We start from the raw sequence: 20,512 nt of genomic DNA on the forward strand, positions 1-20,512 counted from the left end.
AGGGGAAGTCCATGCGCAAGTTATCCACAGTACTGACGGTCAGCCTGCTGGCTCTGGGCAGCGCCTCGGCATTTGCCGAGCAAAATTGCGAGACGGTGAAAATGGCCGATCCTGGCTGGAGCGACATCGCCGCGACCAACGCCATCACCGGTTTTCTGCTGGACGGCATGGGCTACAAGGCCAAGGTCGACACCCTCGCGGTACCGATTACTTTCGGCGGCCTGAAGGATGGCCAGGTGGATGTGTTCATGGGCAACTGGATGCCGGCGCAGCAGGGCTTCTACGACAAGTTCATCGCCACCGGTGACGTGACACAACTGGCGAAGAACCTCGACGGCACCGAATTCACCCTCGCCGTGCCGGATTACGTCTGGGACGCGGGTGTGCATAACTTCGCGGATCTGAATACATTCGCCGACAAGTTCGGCAAGAAAATCTACGGCATCGGTTCGGGCGCACCCGCGAACATCTCGCTGCAGGAAATCATCAAGAAAAATGACTTCGACCTGGGCCAGTGGAAGCTCATCGAGTCCAGCGAACAGGCAATGCTCGCCGAAGTGTCGCGGGCGGTGAAGAAACAGAAGTTCGTCACCTTCCTCGGCTGGACCCCGCACCCGATGAACGTGCAGTTGAAAATGCATTACCTCAAGGGTGGCGAAAAGTACTTTGGCGACACCGGCAGCGTGTTTACGTTGACGCGCAAGGGCTACGCCGAGGCGTGTCCGAATGTGGGTAAATTGCTGACCAATCTTTCGTTCACTCAGGAGATGGAGAACAGCATCATGGCTGAGGTGACCAACAAGAAGGTCAGCAATGCTGAGGCGGTGAAGGCCTGGATCAAGGCGAATCCGGCGGTGCTGGACAAGTGGCTGGACGGCGTGAAGACGCTGGATGGGAAGGCTGCCTTGCCGGCGGTAAAAGCCAGGCTCTGATTCACTAGAGGCAGTCGTCTCACCCCGTGGGAGCGGGCTTGCTCGCGATTGCGGTGTCTTTGTCGAATGACCCACCGCATTCACCAGAGGGCACGCTCCCGCACGTTTTACCCTGTTACTCTTGCGCAAACCCCAAACCGCGAGGACCCATGGCCTTCCCCACTCGCCGCTCACTTTTGCCCTTCCTCACCTGGCTGCCCCGGCAAACCCGCGCCAGCGTCGGACGGGACCTGATCGTCGGCCTCAGCGGTGCAATTCTCGCGTTACCCCAGTCGATTGCCTACGCGCTGATCGCCGGACTCCCACCCGAATACGGTCTCTACGCGGCGATCATCCCGGTGTTGATCGCCTGCATGTGGGGTTCGTCGTGGCATCTGATCTGCGGGCCAACGGCGGCGATTTCGATTGTGCTGTTTGCCAGCGTCAGTCCATTGGCCGTGCCAGCGTCACAGGACTACATCACCCTGATTCTGCTGCTGACCTTTCTGGCCGGGGTTTTCCAATGGCTGATCGGTTTGCTGCGCTTTGGCGCACTGGTGAACTTCGTCTCGCATTCGGTAGTACTCGGTTTCACCCTGGGGGCGGCGGTGGTGATTGCCATCGGCCAGTTGCCCAATCTGTTGGGGCTGGATCTGCCGGCCAAAGCCACGGCGCTGGCCAGTTTGATGGATCTGCTGCAACACCTCAGGGCTGTGGATAATCCTTCGCTGGTGCTTGGCGTGGCCACGGTCGCGGTCGGCGTGGTGTTGAAACAATTGCTGCCACGCTGGCCAACGCTGTTGATCACACTGGTACTGGCCAGCTTGCTGGTTTGGCTGTGGCCGGCAATGTTCGGGCATGTGCACCGGGTCAGCGCTTTTATCGGGCGTCTGCCGCCGTTCAGTGGCTTGCCGCTGGATCTGGACTTGATCCTGCGCCTGCTGCCGAGCGCTGTCGCGGTGGGCATGCTCGGGCTGGTCACCAGCCTGTCGATTGCCCGCTCGATTGCCGCGCGCTCGCAACAACTGCTCGACGCCAATCAAGAGGTTCGGGCACAGGGTTTATCCAATATCGTCGGGGCGTTCTTTTCCGGCTCGCTGTCGGCCGGGTCGTTTACCCGCTCGGGCCTCAGTTACGAGGCGGGCGCCTGCTCGCCGCTGGCCGGAGTGTTTTCGGCGATCTGGGTGGCGCTGTTTGCGATTTTCGGGGCAGGGCTGATCGCGCAGATTCCCATTCCAGCCATGGCCGGCAGCATTTTGTTGATCGCCTGGGGACTGGTGGATCATCGCGGCATTCGGTCATTGCTGCGGGTCAGCCGCGCCGAGTTCGTGGTCATGGCCCTGACCTGTCTCGCCACGTTGTTGCTGGAATTGCAGACGGCGATTTACGCCGGGGTGCTGGCGTCGCTGTTCTTCTATCTCAAGCGCACTTCACAACCACGGGTGCAGCATTTTCGCGATGGTGAGGACGATGTGCTGCGGGTTGGCGGCTCGATTTTTTTCGGCGCCAGCCATTACCTGCAAGTGCGATTGCAACGCATGCACGGCACGCGGGTGGTGATTGAGGCGCAGCAGATCAACTTCATCGATTATTCAGGGGTGGAGATGCTGCATCAGGAGGCGCGGCGTTTATTGCGGCACAATCGCAGCCTGACGTTGCGCGGTGCGCGGCCGCAGGTGGTGGAGGAGTTGCGCAAGCTCGAAGGGCCGCAGCAGTGTCCGATCCGGTTTGAGGATTGATCCAGGATCGGCGGTGCGGCCATTCGCGAGCAAGCCCGCTCTCACATTTGAAATGCATTCCAACGTGGGAGCGGGCTTGCTCGCGAAGCTTTTAAAGGCCGAGTTGACGACGCAACTCTTGGAGTACTGGCGCCGTGTCGGGCCGCACTGCGCGCCACAAAAAGAACGCCTCGCCAGCTTGCTCGGCCAGCATGCCCAAACCATCCATCGACACCGCCGCGCCGTGTTCACTGGCCCAGCGGCAGAACGCGGTCGGCTCCTTGCCGTACATCATGTCGTAGCACAGGGTCTTGCCCGACTCGATCAGGCTCGGCGCAATAGGCGGCACGTCACCGGTGAGGCTGGCGGAGGTGGCGTTGATGATCACGTCCACCGGCTCCTGCAACCAGTCGAAACCGCTGGCCGATACCGGCCCCAGATCACAGAACAATTCGGCCAGCCATTCGGCCTTCTCCACCGTGCGGTTGGCGATGATCACCGACGCCGGTTTTTCCGCCAGCAACGGCTCCAGCGCCCCACGCACAGCGCCACCGGCGCCTAGCAGCAGGATGCGTTTACCGGTCAGGCTGAATCCGGCGTTCACCGTCAGATCCCGCACCAGCCCGGCACCGTCGGTGTTGTCGCCCAACAGCGAGCCGTCAGCCAGTTTGCTCAAGGTGTTCACCGCGCCAGCACGCTGTGCACGAGCGGTCAGGCTGTTGGCCAGGCGATAGGCGTCTTCCTTGAACGGCACGGTGACGTTGGCGCCACGACCTTCCTGGAAGAACGCCGTGGCACAGCCTGAAAAGTCGTCGAGTGGCGCCAGCAGGGTGCTGTAATCGAGGCTTTGCCCGGTCTGCTCGGCGAACAGCTTGTGAATCATCGGCGATTTGCTGTGGCCGACCGGGTTACCGAAAACGACGTAACGATCCATCAGATGTCCTCAGGCTTGAGCCAGCCAGTCGCGATCTTGCAGGAAGTACTCGGTCAGGCGCGCTTCTTCGCTGCCGGGCTCGGCTTTCCAATCGTAGCCCCAGCGCACTTGTGGCGGCAGCGACATGAGGATCGACTCGGTACGCCCGCCCGATTGCAGGCCGAACAGCGTGCCACGGTCGTAAACCAGGTTGAATTCAACGTAGCGGCCACGGCGGAATTCCTGGAACTCACGCTGTTTTGCAGTGAACGCATCGTTCTTGCGTCGCTGCACGATGGGCAGGTACGCATCGATGTAGGCATCACCGATAGCGCGCATGAAGGCGAAACTGGTGTCGAAGTCCCACTCGTTCAGGTCATCGAAGAACAGGCCGCCGATGCCGCGCGGTTCGTGGCGATGCTTGATGTGAAAGTAGGTGTCGCACCAAGCCTTGTAACGCGGATAGACGTCGGCCCCGAACGGCGCGCAAGCCTGCTCGGCGACGCGGTGCCAATGGATGCAATCTTCTTCATTACCGTAATACGGGGTCAGGTCAAAGCCGCCGCCGAACCACCAGACCGGCTCCTCACCTTCCTTCTCGGCGATGAAAAAGCGCACGTTGGCGTGCGACGTCGGCACATGCGGGTTGTGCGGATGAATCACCAGCGATACGCCGAGGGCTTCAAAGCCGCGTCCCGCCAGTTCCGGCCGATGGGCGCTGGCCGACGGCGGCAGACCGCTGCCAAAGACATGGGAAAAGTTGACGCCGCCCTTTTCGATCAGCGTGCCGTTTTCGATCACGCGGGTGCGACCGCCACCGCCAGCAGGTCGGGCCCAGGCGTCTTCGACGAAGCGCGTGCCGCCGTCCTCGATTTCCAGCGCGGCGCAGATACGGTCTTGCAGGTCGAGCAGATAGGCCTTTACGGCGTCGGTGCGGGTCGTCATGGCTTCACCTTGAATCGGGCATCACTACGCGGCGCCCCGCAGGCGGGGGGCGACGCAAATGGGCGCGTAGCATACCACCGCAAACCGGCGCACCGCAGTTGACGAAGATCAAGCATGGGAGTTGGATAGGGACCTCACAAAAGCCCCAAGGAGAGCAGGCAGATGGCAAAGCGTATCCAGTTCCGCGCCCACGGCGGCCCCGAAGTCCTCGACTATATTGACTACCAGCCTGCGGAGCCTGGCCCGCAGCAGGTTCGCGTAAGCAACAAGGCCATCGGCCTGAACTTCATCGACACCTACTTCCGCAGCGGTCTTTACGCACCGCCGGCCTTGCCGTCCGGTCTGGGTGCCGAAGGTGCGGGCATCGTCGATGCGGTGGGCAGCGAGGTCACCCGGTTCAAGGTCGGTGACCGCGTGGCGTATGGCAGCGGCCCGTTGGGTGCCTACAGCGAACTGCACGTTCTGCCCGAAGCCAATCTGGTGCACCTGCCAGACGCCATCAGTTTCGAAACCGCTGCCGGGGTCATGCTCAAGGGCCTGACCGTGCAGTACCTCCTGCGCCAGACTTATGAGCTCAAGGGTGGCGAAACCATTCTGTTCCACGCCGCTGCTGGCGGTGTCGGTTCGCTGGCATGCCAATGGGCGAAGGCGTTGGACGTCAAGCTGATCGGCACCGTCAGCTCCAAAGAAAAAGCTGAGCTGGCCAAAGCCAACGGCGCTTGGGCGACCATCGACTACAGCCACGAAAACGTCGCGCAGCGCGTGCTGGAGCTGACCGACGGCAAGAAAGTCCCGGTGGTGTATGACGGCGTCGGCAAGGACACCTGGCTGACCTCGCTCGACAGCGTGTCGCCGCGAGGGCTGGTGGTCAGCTTCGGCAACGCGTCCGGTGCAGTCGACGGTGTCAATCTGGGAATTCTCTCGGCGAAAGGTTCGCTGTACGTGACCCGGCCGACCCTGGCGACCTACGCCAACAATGCCGAGAACCTGCAACGCATGGCCGATGAGCTGTTCGAGATGATCATCAGCGGCAAGCTCAACGTGGCTATCAGTCAACGCTATCCACTGGCTGATGCAGCGAAGGCGCAGACCGAGTTGTCGGCACGGCGCACCACCGGCTCCACGATCCTGCTGCCCTGACAGCACGCGCTCCCGATGAATCGTCATCGCTTCCTCGTGGCGTCGTCCAACTCAACAAAAAATGGCGTCTTGCCGGCGGCGTTTGTTTGGAAGCCGCTGCGGGCAAGAGCCAGCACCTGCAAGCCCTGTACGCCGGGCAGCCTGAGCAATGCACTCACCTGCACTTCATTGTGCAGCGCCTGTTCGATAGCCGCTTGTGCGCCGTCGTATAGTTTGTCCTCAGCGATGACCACGCACAGGCTCGCACCGCTAGCTCGCCGATGGATCTGTACCTGGACATCGGTGGGGCCCAGTTTGGCCAGCGCTTGCCCAAGTAGGTCCAATACCTGTCGTTGAGTGATGATCGCGCCGCCTAGCTTGATCGTTGTCTCAACCCGTCCCTGGAGTTCCAGCACGGGAAAGCTGCTGCCGCAGGCGCAACTCGATACGTTGCGAAGGATTCGCCCGCGATCACCCATTCGATAACGCAACAGCGGCACATGATCGGGCAGCAGCGGCGTCAGCAGAAACTCACCGCTGTTACCATCAGCCACCGCTTGTAAAGTCAGGGGATCAACCACTTCGATCAGCATCGCGTCGGCGTGCAAATGATAAAAGCCGTGCTCAAGATGAGCGCACTGAAAGCCGATGGGGCCGGTTTCCGTCGAGCTGTAGCCCAGCGACCGGATCTTCAGCGCCGGCCAGTCCCGGGCCAGTTGCTCGCGCAGCGGTTGACTGCAGGGTTCCCCGATATAGTAGAGCCATCTCAGACTGGCCAACTGTGCCGCATCAATATCGTTGTGGTTGAACAGCGCCGCTGCCAGGGAAGGGGTACAAATCAGCGCGTCGGCCGCTTGTGACTCGATCAGCTCGGCAATCCGCTGGACGCCCATCAGTGATCCGGCTGGCAACAGGCGCGCACCGATATGCTGGACAAGGGCCGCCGCATATTGAAAGGCACCCTGCATTTCGCCGGCGGTCAGACCGTTGATGACCACGCCTGGACGTTCATCTTCCCCCCCAAACATCCGCGCTCCAAGCGGCACGATACCGGCGTTGAACGCCCAGGAATGCGTGATGTGTTTACGGTTGCCGGTGCTGCCTCCTGACGTCAGGGTCAGCCCGCCGCCCGGCGTACGGTGAGAAGCCTCGCCAAGTACGGAGAACAGCACACCGCCAGATTCATCCTCCACCGCTTGAATCGGCAGAAGATGCAGGTCCTCCAGGGTCTGCACTTGCAGGATCTGCGGACACAACGCACAGAACCACGGCAGAGAGCGCGCGTAAGCCAGTTTGCGTGCAAAGGCTTGGTCAGTAACTAGCCGATCATCGCTCATCGTCACGCCCTCCCTGACGAATGCCTAACTCATCGAACCCGCTCCTGACCGCATTGGCCAGACATTCCAACTGCCCCTCACTGTGATTCGCGCTGATGGCCAGACGTAAAATCGCCTCGCCCTTGGCCACCACCGGAAATAACGCGGTTGTGACAGCGATGCCCTGCCGACGCAGGTGCAATGCCAGACTGATTGCATCGCGCTCGGCCCCCACACGGACGAAACGAATGGGTGATGCGATTTCATGGTTGCCCAGCACCGAACCGAGCAGAGTGTCGATCCGGGCAACATTTCTCCACAGGGCAGCCTGTAACTGACCGAGTTCCGGCGAAAGGTGAATTTTCCCGGAGGCAACCGCCGCGCCGACACCGCCCATCGACAGTGGCCCACCGAAGGTATAGGTCGACGCATGGCGCCGAATCATCTCGGCATCGCCGGCCGTGAGCAGGGTAATCGCCCCGCCGGTCGCACCAAATGCCTTGGACAGCGATGACAGAAGGATCAAACGATCGCGCAGTCGCTTATCGGCAGCGACCAATGCATAACCACCACCTGCCACCCCATGGATCGAGGTGCCATGGGCATCATCGGCATAAAGGTAGCCTTCAAAACGCTCGGCCAACTGCAACAGTCGTTTGATCGGATAAAGGCCGCGCATCGAGCCAATACTGTCGGTCAGGATGATCGGTGTATTGCCAGCCGCCACCGCCGTTGAACATGCCTGCTCGACCTGCTCCACATCGCTGCAATCACAACGCCGTACAGGGCCGAACTGCCACAGAATCCCTTGTAGCACTTGCATCGAGGCATGGGCCGCCCGGTCGACTATCCAGCAGGGACCACGACGCAACGGATAAGACGGCAACTCGCCGGAACCGAGCAATGGCAGGCAGCCCAAATGCGCGCTGCCCACCGAGTTGAAGGTGACCGTATGGCCCTGAAATATCTGGTCCAACTGCTTATCCAATTGACGCATCGGCGGCAGCAGCGCCCGGGTTCTTGCGGCCGCAAACTGCACACCGAAAGATTCGACGGCGTCCACCGCGCCTTGAATAAGGCGGGGGTCGCACTCAAGCCCCAGGTAGGAGCATGAAAGGAACTCGGTGAGTCGTTCGCCGCTGCTCAATTCGATGTCCTTGCCCTCGCGCCTCATCAGTTTCAGGCCGTTGAGCCCTGCCTGGAACAACTGCTGCTGGTCGTCACGCGCCTGGCGGACACGGTTTTTGACCCAATTGACGGTCGGTTGTTGAGTATTCATCGGGATACCTGCGAAAGGGTCCGGCGATAGACCTGTACACGCCAGAGCTGGGTTTTTTCTTGTGCGATCGCTTTCTGGAACTCGGCAGTGACATCGCTGAAACCTGAACAATCGGGTTGAACCACATGCAAATGGCCACGCATGACCGTCAAAGCCTCATCGGCCAGAGACGGGCGCAATCGCTGCAAAACACGGGTGCCAGCGGCTTCGGGCAAGAACGAGGGCACGTCGGAGAGCGAGACGAAATCAACATCCGCGTGCATGGCAACACAGTCGAGCATGTCGGCCTGTACTACGTGCAACTCGCACTGCTGAAGTGCCTCACGGGCACGCTTGAAAATCTTCGGATCGCACTCAAGCGGAAAACCTTGCCGATAGCGCAGTTCACCGAAAAACAGCATTTGCAGGAAAAAGCTCTCGCGCACGACCTGAGTGGTGAACATCGCGTGGAAAATCTTCAGATACGCCGCACGGGAACTGATGCCCAGGTTGTTGGGTGGAAACGAGCCTTTGTAGAGAAGGGAATTGAGCACGGCTGCATTGCCCAGCAGGGCGATCACAGCCTTCCAGCGCTTGAGTGGAAAGCGGGTTAGGTAATATTGCGTTTGCTCGCCAAGATCGTTGTGTTCAAAGATGCCTCGACCCGCTTTGCCGGTAAAAAGTCGATTGACCATCGCCAACCGCTGCAGGGCCTGCTCGAAGGCGCCCATGTAGATCGGCGCTTGCCATTGACGGGACTGGAACAACTCTGACAGCCAGCGGCGATCGGTCCGGGGCAAATCCAGATGCTGAAACAGGGACTGGCGTTGTTTGGCCAAAACGTCTGTCCGGTAACCCATGAATGCCATGAACGACTCATGATCGGTCTGTTGCAGCAGGGCAAACCGCAACCGCGTGAACGCCAGTTGGGGCGCACTGATATCGGTACAGGTCATCCGCACCGGCCTGCGGGCCAGCAGCGGTAGAAGACGTCCGCCACTCCCGGCGACACCCACCACATGCCTGGCACGTTGGGGCAGGATCGCGTATTCAAGCGCGGTGTCTTCATCCCCCAGTGCATAGTTCAGACGATCGAAATAGTCAGCCATGCGGGTTTCCCTCCGCCAGCCCTGAAAATCGAAGTGCGGACTTCATGATTTATCCAACGCGTGAAGGAAGTCATAACGCGGCGCGCGGCCGTTTTGCCAGGCTTCATACTGGTCATAGACGGCTTCAAGCATGTTGCCGGTCAAGCGCAAACTGGTCTCCATGACAGTCGCAATGGCATCCCAGTCGGACTGAGATTTACACGTGCGCTGCAGGATGAGTTTTATTTCATGGAAGTGTTCGACATCAATATCGGAGTGCGCCATGAAGAACGTCAACTGAGCCGGCTTTAGCGAGAGTGTCTCGCGCAGGCTATTAATCAGCGGATTTATGAAATGATAGGCATTTTCTGCCCAATAACTGTATCCCAGCCGTTGTAGCGAATTGCCGGTAAAGGAAATCCAGTATAAATAAGCAATCAGCACTTCAGTTTCCGGAGCTGCCGGCGGAATCTTAAAATTTTCACTCTTTAGACCAAGACTCATGACATCATGCAACGCCATTTTTTCATGGCCGACTTCTTGCGCCGCATGTTCAAAACAGAACTTTGCATAAACCGGATTATCGGCATGTCGCACCCCCACCAGACCTTGGTTTCGTGCGTTATGTGCGGTGTAGTGAAAAGTTTCGATCATGTAGATTGCATATAACGCTTTGGAAACACTTCCCTCGCGTATAGCTTTTACCAGCCGTGAATTATTCAGGATTGCCGCCCACGAACTTTCGATTCGTTCATCAAGCAGGCTCAACTGTTGTTCAAAATTGACGGGCGTGATCATCGTGGCTCTCCAGGTGCAGGGTGGTTGTATGGGCAGGTTGTTGCACGGCGGCGAAAACTTGCTTCCATTGCGCTGACAGCAGCCAGTAATCGCCGCGGGCGCGTTGTTCGATATGAAGGGCCTCAGAGGTAATCGGTGTCAGACCGAACCGTTGGAACAATCGCCGTTGTGGCGATCGGCAAAGTGCGACGACACCCTCATGACCGCGCGTGATGGCCCACTCTGTGGCGGCCGCCAGCAGACAGTTGATCGGAACCGGCAGATGGTTTTGCGAGAGAGTGATCAACCGGCTGAACTCGACATGGCGCGATAGCACCATGGTGGGAGCAACATGTTGCTGCGTCAGTGACGCCCATTCGAACGGCGATGGAGTCACTCTTAATACCGCCACCAGTTGCTCATGTTGATACAGTAAAAAATGAGTACTGCGCGACACTATCGCCAGCTTCTTTTCAAGCAAAACAGCCCTTGATGTCAGCATGTAATGCTGTAATCGAAGCCGAAATTGCCGACCAATAAATCGTTCGAACTCTCGCGTGTCTGATCCCGCTTCAAGAATAACGACACGACAATTTTCATGGCGATCATTCAATTCCGCCTGAAGTGACTGAAGATAATCCGTTAATTGTAAATCCGTAGTATCCATTCCTTCTCCGCAGACGTTAACTTATCGAAGTTTTCTGAGCGCATTGAAATAATGGATGCTTTTGGAAATATCGCCACCGCGCGATTTCTGATAATGACGTGGGAAAAGTTACCTGTTTTTAATACTTGGCGACAAGTCTGACGTAAGCGGGAAAAATATAAACAACAAACTGTTGAAATTTGTTAGTGACTCGAAAGATAAGTCGTAGGCATATGCAGCCCTCCTCGCCCTATAAAGGCGAGGAGGACTCATACTATCGATTGAGGGGGGCGTCAGTCGGGACGAATGACGTTGCCGGTGGCCAGATCACGGATGACGCTGGGGTTCTTGCGTCCACCCAGTTCCCCGCCCAGCACCAGATCGATCTGCCCACGGAAATACTGTTCGACCCGCAACCTCGTGCGCGCCGCCGGACGCCCTTGTGGGTTGGCCGAGGTCGAAATCAGCGGCCCGACCATCGAGCACAAGTCGCGCACCTGCGGATGATCGCTGACTCGCAACGCCACGGTGTCGTGTACACCCGTAACCCACTCAGGCAGCAGGTTCTGGTGCGGCACCAGCCAGGTGTTCGGCCCTGGCCAGGTGCTGGCCATGCGGTCGATCCACTCCTGCGGGAAGTCTTCGAACAGAAAGTCGAACTGGCGGATGTTGTCGGCGACCAGAATCAGGCCCTTGTCGACCGAACGATTCTTGATCGCCAGCAACCGATCCACCGCCTCTTCGTTCCACGGGTCGCAACCCAGTCCCCAGACGGCTTCGGTTGGATAGGCAATCACCGCCCCGGCACGAATCTCTCGTGCGGCTTGTTGCACACGCCAACTGTTGACCATGAAAAACTCTCCGCAAACAGGTTTCGCGCAGTTTACCGATCTTCCCTGTAAAACCTAGCGTGTCCTCGCCAACCAGCGACCGTTTTCACACACTGCACGGCCGTCCATTTCCAGTTCGGTCAGTGCCGCCAGCACTTTGGGCAAAGCCCAGCCGCTGCTGGCGACCAAGGCTTCACTGGTGTGTGGCGCCGCGTGGAGCAGGCGCAGCAGTGGGTGATCGGTTTTCGGGGTGTCGGTGGATATCGGTAGACGCTGCCAGCCACGCAGCGCTTCAAGAATATGTTCGATGGTTTCCACCAGCACCGCGCCATCGCGGATCAACTGGTGACAACCCCGCGCACCGGGGTGATGAATGGAGCCAGGAATGGCGTAAACCTCGCGCCCCTGCTCCGCCGCCAGCCGCGCGGTGATCAACGAACCACTGGCGACACTTGCCTCCACCACCAATACACCAAGGGACAAGCCACTTATGATCCGGTTACGTCGCGGGAAGTTGCTCGCGCTCGGTCCGGCGTCCAGCGGGAACTCCGAAAGCACCGCGCTGCCCGAGGCAATCATTGTGTCAGCCAGTCGCCGATTGCGCTGTGGATAAAAATTTTCCAGACCCGTGCCAAGCACGCCGACCGTCTGCCCTCCCACGTCCAGTGCCGCTTGATGCGCGGCGGCATCAATACCCAACGCCAAGCCACTGTTGATGACAAAACCAGCCCCGGCGAGGCTGCGGGAAAACGCCGCCGCTGTGTCCATTCCCGGACGCGAAGCGCGTCGACTGCCCACCATCGCCAGTTGCGGTTTCTCCAGAATAAGCGGATCGCCAGCCACGAACAGCAGCGGTGGCGGATCGGGAATCTGTGCCAACAAGGCCGGGTAATCCGGTTGATCCCACATCAGCAAATGCTGACCTGGGCGCTCTAGCCAGCGCATTGCATGACTGGCGCCCTCGCGCACTTCAAGACAGCGCCGCGCTTCAGCGCATGCCGCTGGCAAACCCAGCGAGCGCCAGGCGCTTGCCGGGGCGCTGATGGCTTTGGAAGCCGAGCCGAAGGCTTCGAGCAATTTGGCAAACCGCTTCGGGCCGATTTCCGGCAAGCGGTGCAGGCGCAGGCGCGCTTCCAGTTCCGCCGGGGAAACGGGCGTACAGACAGACATCATCATGGATCATCCTTGATCGTTATAAGCCCCGAACCATTCGGAACAAGCTGTGGATAACTCTGTTGGTAACTTGTTGGGCACGCTTACGGATTGCGCACCTTGTCGAGCACCGCCAGCGAGCGCGATGCGTTGAGCACGAGGCCGTAGCTGAGCTTTTCGTAGGTGCGGAACACCATCAGCAATCCGGCGCGTTCGTCGGGAATTTTCAAGGGTTGGCCGGTGATGCGGTCACGCACGGTTTCCCCGGTTTTCATCACCACCAGCACATTGCCTTCGGCCAAACCATCGCGTTTGCCCTTGTTCAGGGTGACCACGTCCATCACACCGATCTGGGTGACGCCGCGGGGCACGTCGATGATCACCCCGTTGATGTTGCTGGCCGGGGCGCTGGGCATGAAGGTCGAATTGATCGAACGCTCTTCGCCGCTGAACAAACGGTCGCCGAGGCGCACTTCCTGAGTGGTGCGTTGCAGGGCGAGGGTGGCGACGTCGCCTTCGGTGGCAACGATTTCACCACCACCGATGTCGTCGGCGTTGATCCCCAGAAACTCCTTGGTCTGCGGATCGGTGTAGACCTTGCCCTGGCGGAAAATCCCGTAAACCGGCTGGTTCGGGTCGAAATGGCCGCGAGCGAAGATGCGGTCTCCGGTGCCGCTGAGCACCCGTTCGGCATCACCGGCAACGATGTACGGCGCCTTGTCGAAGTCCTCGACCTTGTCGACGATGCGGTTGCTCAGCAGAAAACTGTTGATCGATTTCAGTGGGATGCTCGGAATCGCCTCGGCCACCGGGCTGGTGCGAATTCGTGGCGACAGCTTGATCGTGCCCCGTGACTCGCCACGGTTGAGGGTCAGTTGCGGCTGGCCGTTGACGTAATTGAGCGTCAGCGTGTCGCCGGGGTAGATCAGGTTGGGGTTTTCAATTTGCGGATTGGCCCGCCACAACAGTGGCCATTGCCAGGGCTCACGCAGGTATTTGCCGGAGATATCCCAGAGGGTATCCCCCGAAACCACCGTGTATTGCTGTGGAAAACCATCCCTGAGTTGCACTTGCCCTTGCGCCACGCCGGCCGAAGCCAGAAGCAGCAGGGCGAGTAGTGTTTTCCTCATGCAGCGAATCCCTTTATCATGTGCGTTCGCGTGAACCGTCAGAGCCCCCGTGGCTCGCTACTGCAAACTGCATTAGCTACGCTTCACAACGGTAGCCTGCATCTTCGGACCTGCCAGGCCATCGACCCGACTTTACTCAATACGTGCAGCAATCAGCCTATGGCCATTTTAAACATCCTCGAATTTCCGGACCCGCGTCTGCGTACTATCGCCAAGCCTGTGGCCGTAGTGGACGACGAAGTGCGTCAGTTGGTCGATGACATGTTTGAAACAATGTATGAAGCGCCGGGCATCGGCCTCGCCGCGACCCAGGTCAATGTGCACCAACGTATCGTTGTGATGGACCTTTCCGAAGACCGCACCGAACCACGGGTATTCATCAACCCCGAGTTCGAATCGCTGACCGAAGAAATGGATCAGTATCAGGAAGGCTGCCTCTCGGTGCCGGGTTTCTACGAAAACGTCGACCGCCCGCAGAAGGTCAGGATCAAGGCGCTGGACCGCGACGGCAAGCCCTATGAGCTGATCGCCGAAGGCCTGCTCGCCGTGTGCATCCAGCACGAATGCGACCACCTCAACGGCAAATTGTTCGTCGATTACCTGTCCACGCTCAAACGCGACCGGATCAAGAAGAAACTGGAAAAGCTGCATCGCCAGAACGCTTGATGCCCCTCTTCAAAGGCTTGCTGCGGCAAGCCTTTTTCTTTTTATGAGACGCCTTCCATGACTGAGCCACTGCGCATCGTTTTTGCCGGTACCCCTGAATTCGCCGCTGAACACCTCAAGGCCTTGCTGAGCAGCCCTTACGAGATCGTTGCGGTCTACACCCAACCGGATCGTCCGGCCGGTCGCGGGCAAAAACTGATGCCGAGCCCGGTTAAACAGCTAGCGCTGGAAAATAATATCCAGGTGTTGCAACCGCCGACTTTGCGCAACGCTGACGCTCAGGCTGAACTCGCCGCGCTGAAGCCGGACTTGATGGTGGTGGTCGCCTACGGCCTGATCCTGCCGCAAGTGGTGCTGGATATTCCGCGCCTGGGCTGCATCAACAGCCACGCCTCCTTATTGCCACGCTGGCGCGGTGCAGCGCCAATTCAGCGAGCCGTGGAAGCGGGCGATGCCGAAAGTGGCGTGACCGTGATGCGCATGGAGGCGGGCCTCGACACCGGGCCGATGCTGCTCAAGGTCGTCACACCGATCAGCGCCGAAGACACCGGCGGCAGTCTCCACGACCGTCTCGCCGAGCTGGGCCCACCGGCCGTGGTGCAGGCGATTGCCGGTCTCGCTGCCGGAACGCTGGAAGGCGAAGTGCAGAACGATGACCTCGCCACCTACGCGCACAAACTCAACAAGGACGAAGCGCGCATCGACTGGAGCCGCCCGGCCGTTGAGCTGGAGCGTCTGGTCCGCGCCTTCAATCCATGGCCGATCACCCACAGCACCCTCAACGGTGAAGCGTTGAAAGTGCTGGCGGCGACGCTCGCCGAAGGCAACGGCGCACCGGGCACCATCCTCAGCGCCAGCAAGGACGGCTTGATCGTCGCGTGCGGCGCACAGGCACTGTGCCTGACCCGTCTGCAATTGCCCGGCGGCAAGGCGCTGAACTTCAGCGACCTGTTCAACAGCCGTCGTGAGAAATTCGCTGTCGGCACCGTGCTGGGCGCTGCGGTGGCCGCGCAATGAACCCGCGTCTGGCCGCCGCCAAGGCACTCGCCGCGGTACTGAGTGGCAAAGCCTCGCTGAACAGTTCCCTGCCGACACAACTGGACAAGGTCGAGGATCGCGATCGCGGCTTCACTCAGGATCTGGCGTTCGGCACAGCGCGCTGGCAGCCACGCTTGTCGGCGCTGGCGGAAAAACTGCTGCAGAAACCCTTCAAGGCCGCCGACGCCGATGTCGAGGCACTGCTGCTGGTCGGGCTCTACCAACTGCTCTACACCCGTGTGCCGGCCCACGCCGCCATCGGTGAAACGGTAGGGTGCGCCGACAAGCTGAAAAAGCCTTGGGCCAAGGGTTTGCTCAACGCCGTGCTGCGTAACGCGCAACGCGAGAGCGAACCGATTTTCGCCGAACTGGAGCGTGATCCGGTGGTGCGTACCGCCCACCCCCGCTGGCTGCAAAAATCCCTGAAAGCTTTCTGGCCCGAGCAGTGGGAAGCGATCTGCGAAGCCAACAACGCGCATCCGCCGATGATTCTGCGGGTCAATCGCCGTCATCACAGTCGCGACGCCTACCTGGGGTTGCTGACTGACGCCGGTATCGCGGCGACACCGTGCATTTACAGCCGCGACGGCATCGTCCTCGAAGCCGCCGCCGACGTGCGCAGCCTGCCGGGTTTTGCCGATGGCTGGATCAGCGTGCAGGACGAAGCGGCGCAACTGGCCGCCGACTTGCTTGACCTCGCTCCGGGCCAGCGGGTGCTCGATGCCTGCTGCGCCCCGGGAGGCAAGACCTGCCACATCCTTGAGGCAGAACCTGCGCTGGCTGGCGTGGTAGCGGTGGATCTGGAAGCCAAGCGTCTGGTGCGAGTCAGAGAGAACCTTGAACGGTTGGGGCTGAGCGCCGAACTGATCGCCGCCGACGGTCGCGAAACGGCAGTATGGTGGGACGGCAAACCGTTCCAGCGCATCCTGCTCGACGCACCGTGTTCGGCCACTGGCGTCATCCGCCGCCATCCGGACATCAAACTGACCCGCCAGGCCGACGACATCGCGGCTCTGGCGCAACTGCAAGGCGAGTTGCTCGACGCAATGTGGAAAACCCTCGAAGTCGGCGGCATTGTGCTCTACGCCACTTGCTCGACTTTGCCGACCGAGAACACCGAAGTGATTGCCGCGTTCCTCGAACGCACGGCGGGCGCACGGGAACTCGATCTGGCAACGACGGCCGGGATCAAGCAGCCCCATGGTCGCCAATTGCTGGCCCAGCAGGGTGGCCATGACGGTTTCTACTACGCCAAGCTGATCAAGATCGCTGCCTCTCGCGGCTAAACGGATTCAACGGAGTGACTGGATGAAAATCATCATCCTCGGTGCAGGACAGGTCGGCGGTTCGCTGGCTGAACATTTGGCCAGCGAGGCCAACGACATCACGGTGGTCGACACGGACGGCGAGCGCCTGCGCGACCTCGGCGACCGCCTCGACATCCGCACCATTCAGGGCCGTGGCTCGCTGCCGTCGGTGCTGCGTCAGGCCGGCGCGGACGACGCCGACATGCTGGTTGCGGTGACCAACAGCGACGAAACCAACATGGTTGCCTGCCAGGTCGCCCACACGCTGTTCCACACCCCGACCAAAATCGCCCGGGTGCGCGAAGCGTCTTACCTGGCCCGCGAGGAACAACTGTTCCAGAACGAAGCGATTCCGGTCGACGTGCTGATCAGCCCCGAGCAAGTGGTCACCAATTACATCAAGCGCCTGATCCAGCATCCCGGCGCCTTGCAGGTGATCGACTTCGCCGAGGGCAAGGCGCAACTGGTGGCCGTGCGTGCGTATTACGGCGGGCCGCTGGTGGGTCAGCAACTGCGCCAGTTGCGTGAACACATGCCGAATGTCGAGACCCGTGTGGCAGCGATTTTCCGCCGCGACCGGCCGATCCTGCCTCAGGGCGACACGGTGATCGAAGCCGATGACGAAGTCTTCTTCATCGCTGCGCGTGAGGATATTCGCGCTGTGATGAGTGAAATGCGCCGTCTCGACGAAACCTACAAACGCATCGTCATCGCCGGTGGCGGGCAGATCGGCGAACGCTTGGCCGAGGCCATCGAAAGCCGTTATCAGGTGAAGATCATCGAGATGAGCCCGGCACGTTGCCGCTATCTCTCCGACACCCTCGACAGCACCGTGGTGCTGCAGGGCAGCGCGTCGGACCGCGACTTGCTGCTGGAAGAGAACATCGCCGACGCCGATATCTTCCTCGCCCTGACCAACGATGACGAAGCCAACATCATGTCGTCGCTGCTGGCCAAACGGCTGGGGGCTAAGAAAGTGATGACGATCATCAACAACCCGGCTTATGTCGACCTGATCCAGGGCGGCGACATCGACATCGCCATCAGCCCGCAACTGGCGACCATCGGCACCTTGCTGGCCCACGTGCGCCGTGGCGATATCGTCAGCGTTCACTCATTGCGTCGCGGTGCGGCGGAGGCCATCGAGGCGATTGCCCACGGTGACGCCAAATCAAGCAAGGTGATCGGCAAGCCCATCGATAAAATCGGCCTGCCACCGGGTACCACCATCGGCGCCGTCATCCGCAATGAACAAGTGATCATCGCCCACGACGACACCGTGATCGAAGCGGGTGACCATGTAATTCTGTTCCTTGTGGATAAAAAGCATATCCGGGATGTGGAGAAGTTGTTCCACGTCGGATTGAGCTTCTTCTGAGTGTGGCGGTAACAGCACAGGCCTCTTCGCGGGCAAGCCCGCTCCCACAGGGGAATGCATTCCAATGGTGGGGCTTGCTGGCGAAGGCGGCCTCACTAACCCCCAGCAACACCTGACACTCCACAGAAAGGAATCCACAAATGCTCCAATCCCTGGAAAAAATGCTCGCCAAGGGTGTGGATAACGCCCTGCTGCGCTTTGGCCTGGGTAAGGGATACTTGGACCTGGGAGAGAACGCCAAGGCTGCCGAGCACTTTGAGCGCTGTGTCGGTTTCGATCCGAAATATTCGGCGGCGTGGAAACTGTTGGGCAAGGCGCAACTGGCGCTCGGCGATAGCGCCGCCGCACGCCACGCCTGGGAGCAAGGTCTGGAAGCGGCCCGCGCCCATGGCGACAAGCAGGCCGAGAAGGAAATGACGGTGTTTCTGAAGAAGCTCGATCGTCAGGCGCAATGATCTACAGATAGCGCAAGCCGATCCCGTCGGCATCCACCGTCACCACTTCCATCCGCACTCGTGGCGCGCCTGTGGGTAAATCCTGCACCTGCCCGTAAACCACCGCGCCCTTGGGCAATGACGCCAAACGCGAATGCTGGACATACACCCCGGTAGGCGACAGGTTGCGCGTTTGCCCAAGGCATTCGCCAAAGCTGTCGTGACTGATCTTGATACGCAATGATTTGCGGTGTTCGGACATCTGCTGCGCCCTTGAATGAACGGTTGTGGATAACCCTGGAGGTGAAGTTATCCACAGATCATGCCAATCATGATCTCCAACGCCTCAGTACCAGCGCTCCTCGCCCGGTGGACGTTTCTTGAAACGCTTCATGCTCCACATGTACTGGCTCGGATACGCCGCCACATAACGCTCGACCACTTGGCTCATGGCCGCGCAGGACGTCTCGGTATCGGTGCTGTACATGGCGTCGGGCGCGGCTTCGAGGATCACTTTGTAGCCGGAACCATCGGGCAGACGCAATGCATGCAGGAACACGCCAACCGCTTTGCCGCCAGCGAGCATGTTCGGTACGAATTTGCTGGTCAGCGCCTGAGTGGCGAAGAACGGCACGAAGATCCCGGCGGATTCGGCCGGTTCCGGGTCGGCCGGAATGCCCACCGCACCACCTTTGCGCACTTCCTTGATGACGCTGAGGATGCCTTCTTTGGTGGAAGCGGCGACTTTGTTGCCCAACTGCACGCGCTGTTTGCGCAGCAATTCATCCACAGCCTTGAGCTTGGGCGGACGGTAGAAAATGATCGGTTTGCACTGGCTGCAATAGAAGTGGTTGAGCACTTCCCAGTTTCCCAGGTGGCTGGTGATACCGACCACGCCTTTACCCGAGGCCAGTGCATCCTTGAGGATGTCGAGGCCTTCGACTTCGCGCACCAGATCAATGGAACGCTGGGCTGGCCAGATCCAGGCGCAGGCGCTTTCGGTCAGGGACTTGCCAATGTCTTTCAGGCTCTGGCCGACCAGACGTTCACGCTCAGCCGGGTCCATCTGAGGAAAACACTTGGCGAGGTTGATCCGCACCACGTCGCGTGAACGGTTGGGGGTTTTCCACATGATCCAGCCGATCGCCGAACCCACGGCCTGCACCGCCCGCCATGGCAGCAGGGCAAACAGCCGCAGAGCGCCTACCAGCAAGGCGCCTTTAAACTTTTCCACAGGTCACTCCTGATCTTGTGCTGTGCGCGAGGCGGCCATTCTAACCGCCGTTGACGAGTTGCGCGTAGCGGTCGCAGTCCTGCGTGTGATCCATGACCATGCCCGAGGCCTGCATCAGCGCGTAGCAAATGGTCGGGCCGACGAACGTGAACCCGGCCTTTTTCAGGGCTTTGCTCATCGCCAGCGCTTCGGGGGTGATGGCCGGGACTTCGCTGCGATCCTTGAAGTGATTGACGATCGATTGGTCGCCAACGAACGACCAGAGAAACTCCACCGGGTTCTCCAGCGCCAGCCACGCCTGGGCATTGCGCCGGGCAGCATTGAGTTTGAGGCGGTTGCGGATGATCCCCGGATCGCGCATCAATTCGTCGATTTCGGCGTCAGTCATCTGCGCGACGCGCTGGACGTCGAAGCCGAACAACACCTGGCGATAACGCTCGCGTTTGCGCAGTACGGTGATCCAGGAAAGCCCGGCCTGGAACCCTTCGAGCAAAAGCAACTCGAACAAACCCTGCGCATCGCGTAGCGGCGTGCCCCACTCCTGATCGTGATAAGCCATGTACAGCGGATCTTCGGTACACCAAAAGCAGCGTGGCATAAGGCTCCAGGGGGCGTGCGCAGCAACGAATCGGGTATACTCCCGCTCTTTAAA

The 20,512-nt window shown here is 59.9% G+C and carries 21 protein-coding genes; 8 read left to right on the top strand and 13 right to left on the bottom strand.

Going from position 1 to position 20,512, the window contains the following annotated elements:
- The first annotated feature begins 11 nt into the window (after positions 1-11).
- The gene (gene choX, locus AACY50_RS15680; protein ID WP_339432341.1) at positions 12-932 is read left to right on the top strand and encodes a choline ABC transporter substrate-binding protein; all 921 of its coding nucleotides are present in this window, start codon (positions 12-14) and stop codon (positions 930-932) included.
- A 149-nt stretch (positions 933-1,081) separates the two neighbouring features.
- Complete coding sequence (locus tag AACY50_RS15685) at positions 1,082-2,650, top strand: SulP family inorganic anion transporter (RefSeq protein ID WP_339465401.1); 1,569 nt, start codon at positions 1,082-1,084, stop codon at positions 2,648-2,650.
- Positions 2,651-2,741: 91 nt separating this feature from the next.
- Here AACY50_RS15685 and aroE read toward each other — a convergent pair whose 3' ends face one another.
- Both aroE and hemF read right to left on the bottom strand, forming a co-directional pair.
- Positions 2,742-3,563, bottom strand: coding sequence for a shikimate dehydrogenase (gene aroE / locus AACY50_RS15690; RefSeq protein ID WP_339538816.1), 822 nt, complete (start codon positions 3,561-3,563; stop codon positions 2,742-2,744).
- A 9-nt stretch (positions 3,564-3,572) separates the two neighbouring features.
- Entirely contained in the window at positions 3,573-4,487 is a 915-nt protein-coding gene (gene hemF / locus AACY50_RS15695; RefSeq protein ID WP_339432338.1) for an oxygen-dependent coproporphyrinogen oxidase, read from the bottom strand.
- Between the two features lie 162 nt (positions 4,488-4,649).
- Between hemF and AACY50_RS15700 the strand changes: the two genes are divergently transcribed.
- On the top strand, positions 4,650-5,627 hold the full coding sequence (locus AACY50_RS15700) for an NADPH:quinone reductase (RefSeq protein WP_339432337.1): 978 nt from the start codon (positions 4,650-4,652) through the stop codon (positions 5,625-5,627).
- 23 nt (positions 5,628-5,650) lie between these two features.
- Here AACY50_RS15700 and AACY50_RS15705 read toward each other — a convergent pair whose 3' ends face one another.
- From AACY50_RS15705 to AACY50_RS15740, 8 genes are all read right to left on the bottom strand, one after another.
- Positions 5,651-6,943, bottom strand: coding sequence for a phenylacetate--CoA ligase family protein (locus AACY50_RS15705; RefSeq protein ID WP_339432336.1), 1,293 nt, complete (start codon positions 6,941-6,943; stop codon positions 5,651-5,653).
- Positions 6,933-8,201, bottom strand: coding sequence for an aminotransferase class I/II-fold pyridoxal phosphate-dependent enzyme (locus tag AACY50_RS15710; RefSeq protein ID WP_339432335.1), 1,269 nt, complete (start codon positions 8,199-8,201; stop codon positions 6,933-6,935). Before AACY50_RS15710 ends, AACY50_RS15705 begins: the two co-directional genes overlap by 11 nt.
- Positions 8,198-9,289, bottom strand: coding sequence for a DUF3419 family protein (locus AACY50_RS15715; RefSeq protein ID WP_339432334.1), 1,092 nt, complete (start codon positions 9,287-9,289; stop codon positions 8,198-8,200). The genes AACY50_RS15710 and AACY50_RS15715 overlap by 4 nt, the downstream gene beginning before the upstream one ends.
- Positions 9,290-9,331: 42 nt before the next feature.
- A complete protein-coding gene (locus AACY50_RS15720) occupies positions 9,332-10,066 on the bottom strand; it encodes an iron-containing redox enzyme family protein (RefSeq protein WP_339538817.1) in 735 nt (244 codons plus the stop codon).
- Complete coding sequence (locus AACY50_RS15725; protein ID WP_339538818.1) at positions 10,044-10,712, bottom strand: hypothetical protein; 669 nt, start codon at positions 10,710-10,712, stop codon at positions 10,044-10,046. The genes AACY50_RS15720 and AACY50_RS15725 overlap by 23 nt, the downstream gene beginning before the upstream one ends.
- A gap of 272 nt (positions 10,713-10,984) precedes the next feature.
- Positions 10,985-11,542, bottom strand: a complete 558-nt coding sequence (locus tag AACY50_RS15730; protein WP_339432331.1) for an L-threonylcarbamoyladenylate synthase — start codon at positions 11,540-11,542, stop codon at positions 10,985-10,987.
- A gap of 54 nt (positions 11,543-11,596) precedes the next feature.
- Positions 11,597-12,697 carry a DNA-processing protein DprA gene (dprA, locus tag AACY50_RS15735; protein ID WP_339538819.1) on the bottom strand — a complete coding sequence of 367 codons (1,101 nt, stop codon included), beginning with the start codon at positions 12,695-12,697 and terminating at the stop codon, positions 11,597-11,599.
- 80 nt (positions 12,698-12,777) lie between these two features.
- On the bottom strand, positions 12,778-13,803 hold the full coding sequence (locus tag AACY50_RS15740; RefSeq protein WP_339432329.1) for a LysM peptidoglycan-binding domain-containing protein: 1,026 nt from the start codon (positions 13,801-13,803) through the stop codon (positions 12,778-12,780).
- A gap of 159 nt (positions 13,804-13,962) precedes the next feature.
- Here AACY50_RS15740 and def point away from each other — a divergent pair, with 159 nt between their 5' ends.
- The 5 genes from def to AACY50_RS15765 all read left to right on the top strand — a co-directional run bounded on the left by def (position 13,963) and on the right by AACY50_RS15765 (position 18,647).
- The gene (gene def / locus AACY50_RS15745; RefSeq protein WP_339432328.1) at positions 13,963-14,469 is read left to right on the top strand and encodes a peptide deformylase; all 507 of its coding nucleotides are present in this window, start codon (positions 13,963-13,965) and stop codon (positions 14,467-14,469) included.
- A gap of 57 nt (positions 14,470-14,526) precedes the next feature.
- Positions 14,527-15,486 carry a methionyl-tRNA formyltransferase gene (fmt, locus tag AACY50_RS15750; protein ID WP_339432327.1) on the top strand — a complete coding sequence of 320 codons (960 nt, stop codon included), beginning with the start codon at positions 14,527-14,529 and terminating at the stop codon, positions 15,484-15,486.
- Positions 15,483-16,793, top strand: coding sequence for a 16S rRNA (cytosine(967)-C(5))-methyltransferase RsmB (gene rsmB, locus AACY50_RS15755; RefSeq protein WP_339538820.1), 1,311 nt, complete (start codon positions 15,483-15,485; stop codon positions 16,791-16,793). Before fmt ends, rsmB begins: the two co-directional genes overlap by 4 nt.
- Before the next feature lie 22 nt (positions 16,794-16,815).
- A complete protein-coding gene (gene trkA / locus AACY50_RS15760; RefSeq protein WP_221732233.1) occupies positions 16,816-18,192 on the top strand; it encodes a Trk system potassium transporter TrkA in 1,377 nt (458 codons plus the stop codon).
- A gap of 140 nt (positions 18,193-18,332) precedes the next feature.
- The gene (locus AACY50_RS15765) at positions 18,333-18,647 is read left to right on the top strand and encodes a tetratricopeptide repeat protein (RefSeq protein WP_339432325.1); all 315 of its coding nucleotides are present in this window, start codon (positions 18,333-18,335) and stop codon (positions 18,645-18,647) included.
- A 1-nt stretch (position 18,648) separates the two neighbouring features.
- On the opposite strand, the gene AACY50_RS15770 is transcribed toward AACY50_RS15765, so the two are convergent.
- The 3 genes from AACY50_RS15770 to tag all read right to left on the bottom strand — a co-directional run bounded on the left by AACY50_RS15770 (position 18,649) and on the right by tag (position 20,458).
- Complete coding sequence (locus AACY50_RS15770; RefSeq protein WP_339432323.1) at positions 18,649-18,888, bottom strand: PilZ domain-containing protein; 240 nt, start codon at positions 18,886-18,888, stop codon at positions 18,649-18,651.
- An 84-nt stretch (positions 18,889-18,972) separates the two neighbouring features.
- On the bottom strand, positions 18,973-19,860 hold the full coding sequence (locus AACY50_RS15775; protein ID WP_339538821.1) for a lysophospholipid acyltransferase: 888 nt from the start codon (positions 19,858-19,860) through the stop codon (positions 18,973-18,975).
- A 40-nt stretch (positions 19,861-19,900) separates the two neighbouring features.
- Positions 19,901-20,458 carry a DNA-3-methyladenine glycosylase I gene (gene tag, locus AACY50_RS15780; RefSeq protein ID WP_339508368.1) on the bottom strand — a complete coding sequence of 186 codons (558 nt, stop codon included), beginning with the start codon at positions 20,456-20,458 and terminating at the stop codon, positions 19,901-19,903.
- Between the last annotated feature and the right edge of the window lie 54 nt (positions 20,459-20,512).

Source organism: Pseudomonas sp. RA_15y_Pfl2_54 (genome assembly GCF_963971015.1).
Lineage (GTDB): Bacteria > Pseudomonadota > Gammaproteobacteria > Pseudomonadales > Pseudomonadaceae > Aquipseudomonas > Aquipseudomonas baetica_A.

Excerpts from the sequence above, each read along its gene's own strand:
- choX (WP_339432341.1), top strand. The coding sequence starts at position 12 with ATGCGCAAGTTATCCACAGTACTGACGGTCAGCCTGCTGGCTCTGGGC.
- AACY50_RS15685 (WP_339465401.1), top strand. The coding sequence starts at position 1,082 with ATGGCCTTCCCCACTCGCCGCTCACTTTTGCCCTTCCTCACCTGGCTG.
- aroE (WP_339538816.1), bottom strand. The coding sequence starts at position 3,563 with ATGGATCGTTACGTCGTTTTCGGTAACCCGGTCGGCCACAGCAAATCG.
- hemF (WP_339432338.1), bottom strand. The coding sequence starts at position 4,487 with ATGACGACCCGCACCGACGCCGTAAAGGCCTATCTGCTCGACCTGCAA.
- AACY50_RS15700 (WP_339432337.1), top strand. The coding sequence starts at position 4,650 with ATGGCAAAGCGTATCCAGTTCCGCGCCCACGGCGGCCCCGAAGTCCTC.
- AACY50_RS15705 (WP_339432336.1), bottom strand. The coding sequence starts at position 6,943 with ATGAGCGATGATCGGCTAGTTACTGACCAAGCCTTTGCACGCAAACTG.
- AACY50_RS15710 (WP_339432335.1), bottom strand. The coding sequence starts at position 8,201 with ATGAATACTCAACAACCGACCGTCAATTGGGTCAAAAACCGTGTCCGC.
- AACY50_RS15715 (WP_339432334.1), bottom strand. The coding sequence starts at position 9,289 with ATGGCTGACTATTTCGATCGTCTGAACTATGCACTGGGGGATGAAGAC.
- AACY50_RS15720 (WP_339538817.1), bottom strand. The coding sequence starts at position 10,066 with ATGATCACGCCCGTCAATTTTGAACAACAGTTGAGCCTGCTTGATGAA.
- AACY50_RS15725 (WP_339538818.1), bottom strand. The coding sequence starts at position 10,712 with ATGGATACTACGGATTTACAATTAACGGATTATCTTCAGTCACTTCAG.
- AACY50_RS15730 (WP_339432331.1), bottom strand. The coding sequence starts at position 11,542 with ATGGTCAACAGTTGGCGTGTGCAACAAGCCGCACGAGAGATTCGTGCC.
- dprA (WP_339538819.1), bottom strand. The coding sequence starts at position 12,697 with ATGATGATGTCTGTCTGTACGCCCGTTTCCCCGGCGGAACTGGAAGCG.
- AACY50_RS15740 (WP_339432329.1), bottom strand. The coding sequence starts at position 13,803 with ATGAGGAAAACACTACTCGCCCTGCTGCTTCTGGCTTCGGCCGGCGTG.
- def (WP_339432328.1), top strand. The coding sequence starts at position 13,963 with ATGGCCATTTTAAACATCCTCGAATTTCCGGACCCGCGTCTGCGTACT.
- fmt (WP_339432327.1), top strand. The coding sequence starts at position 14,527 with ATGACTGAGCCACTGCGCATCGTTTTTGCCGGTACCCCTGAATTCGCC.
- rsmB (WP_339538820.1), top strand. The coding sequence starts at position 15,483 with ATGAACCCGCGTCTGGCCGCCGCCAAGGCACTCGCCGCGGTACTGAGT.
- trkA (WP_221732233.1), top strand. The coding sequence starts at position 16,816 with ATGAAAATCATCATCCTCGGTGCAGGACAGGTCGGCGGTTCGCTGGCT.
- AACY50_RS15765 (WP_339432325.1), top strand. The coding sequence starts at position 18,333 with ATGCTCCAATCCCTGGAAAAAATGCTCGCCAAGGGTGTGGATAACGCC.
- AACY50_RS15770 (WP_339432323.1), bottom strand. The coding sequence starts at position 18,888 with ATGTCCGAACACCGCAAATCATTGCGTATCAAGATCAGTCACGACAGC.
- tag (WP_339508368.1), bottom strand. The coding sequence starts at position 20,458 with ATGCCACGCTGCTTTTGGTGTACCGAAGATCCGCTGTACATGGCTTAT.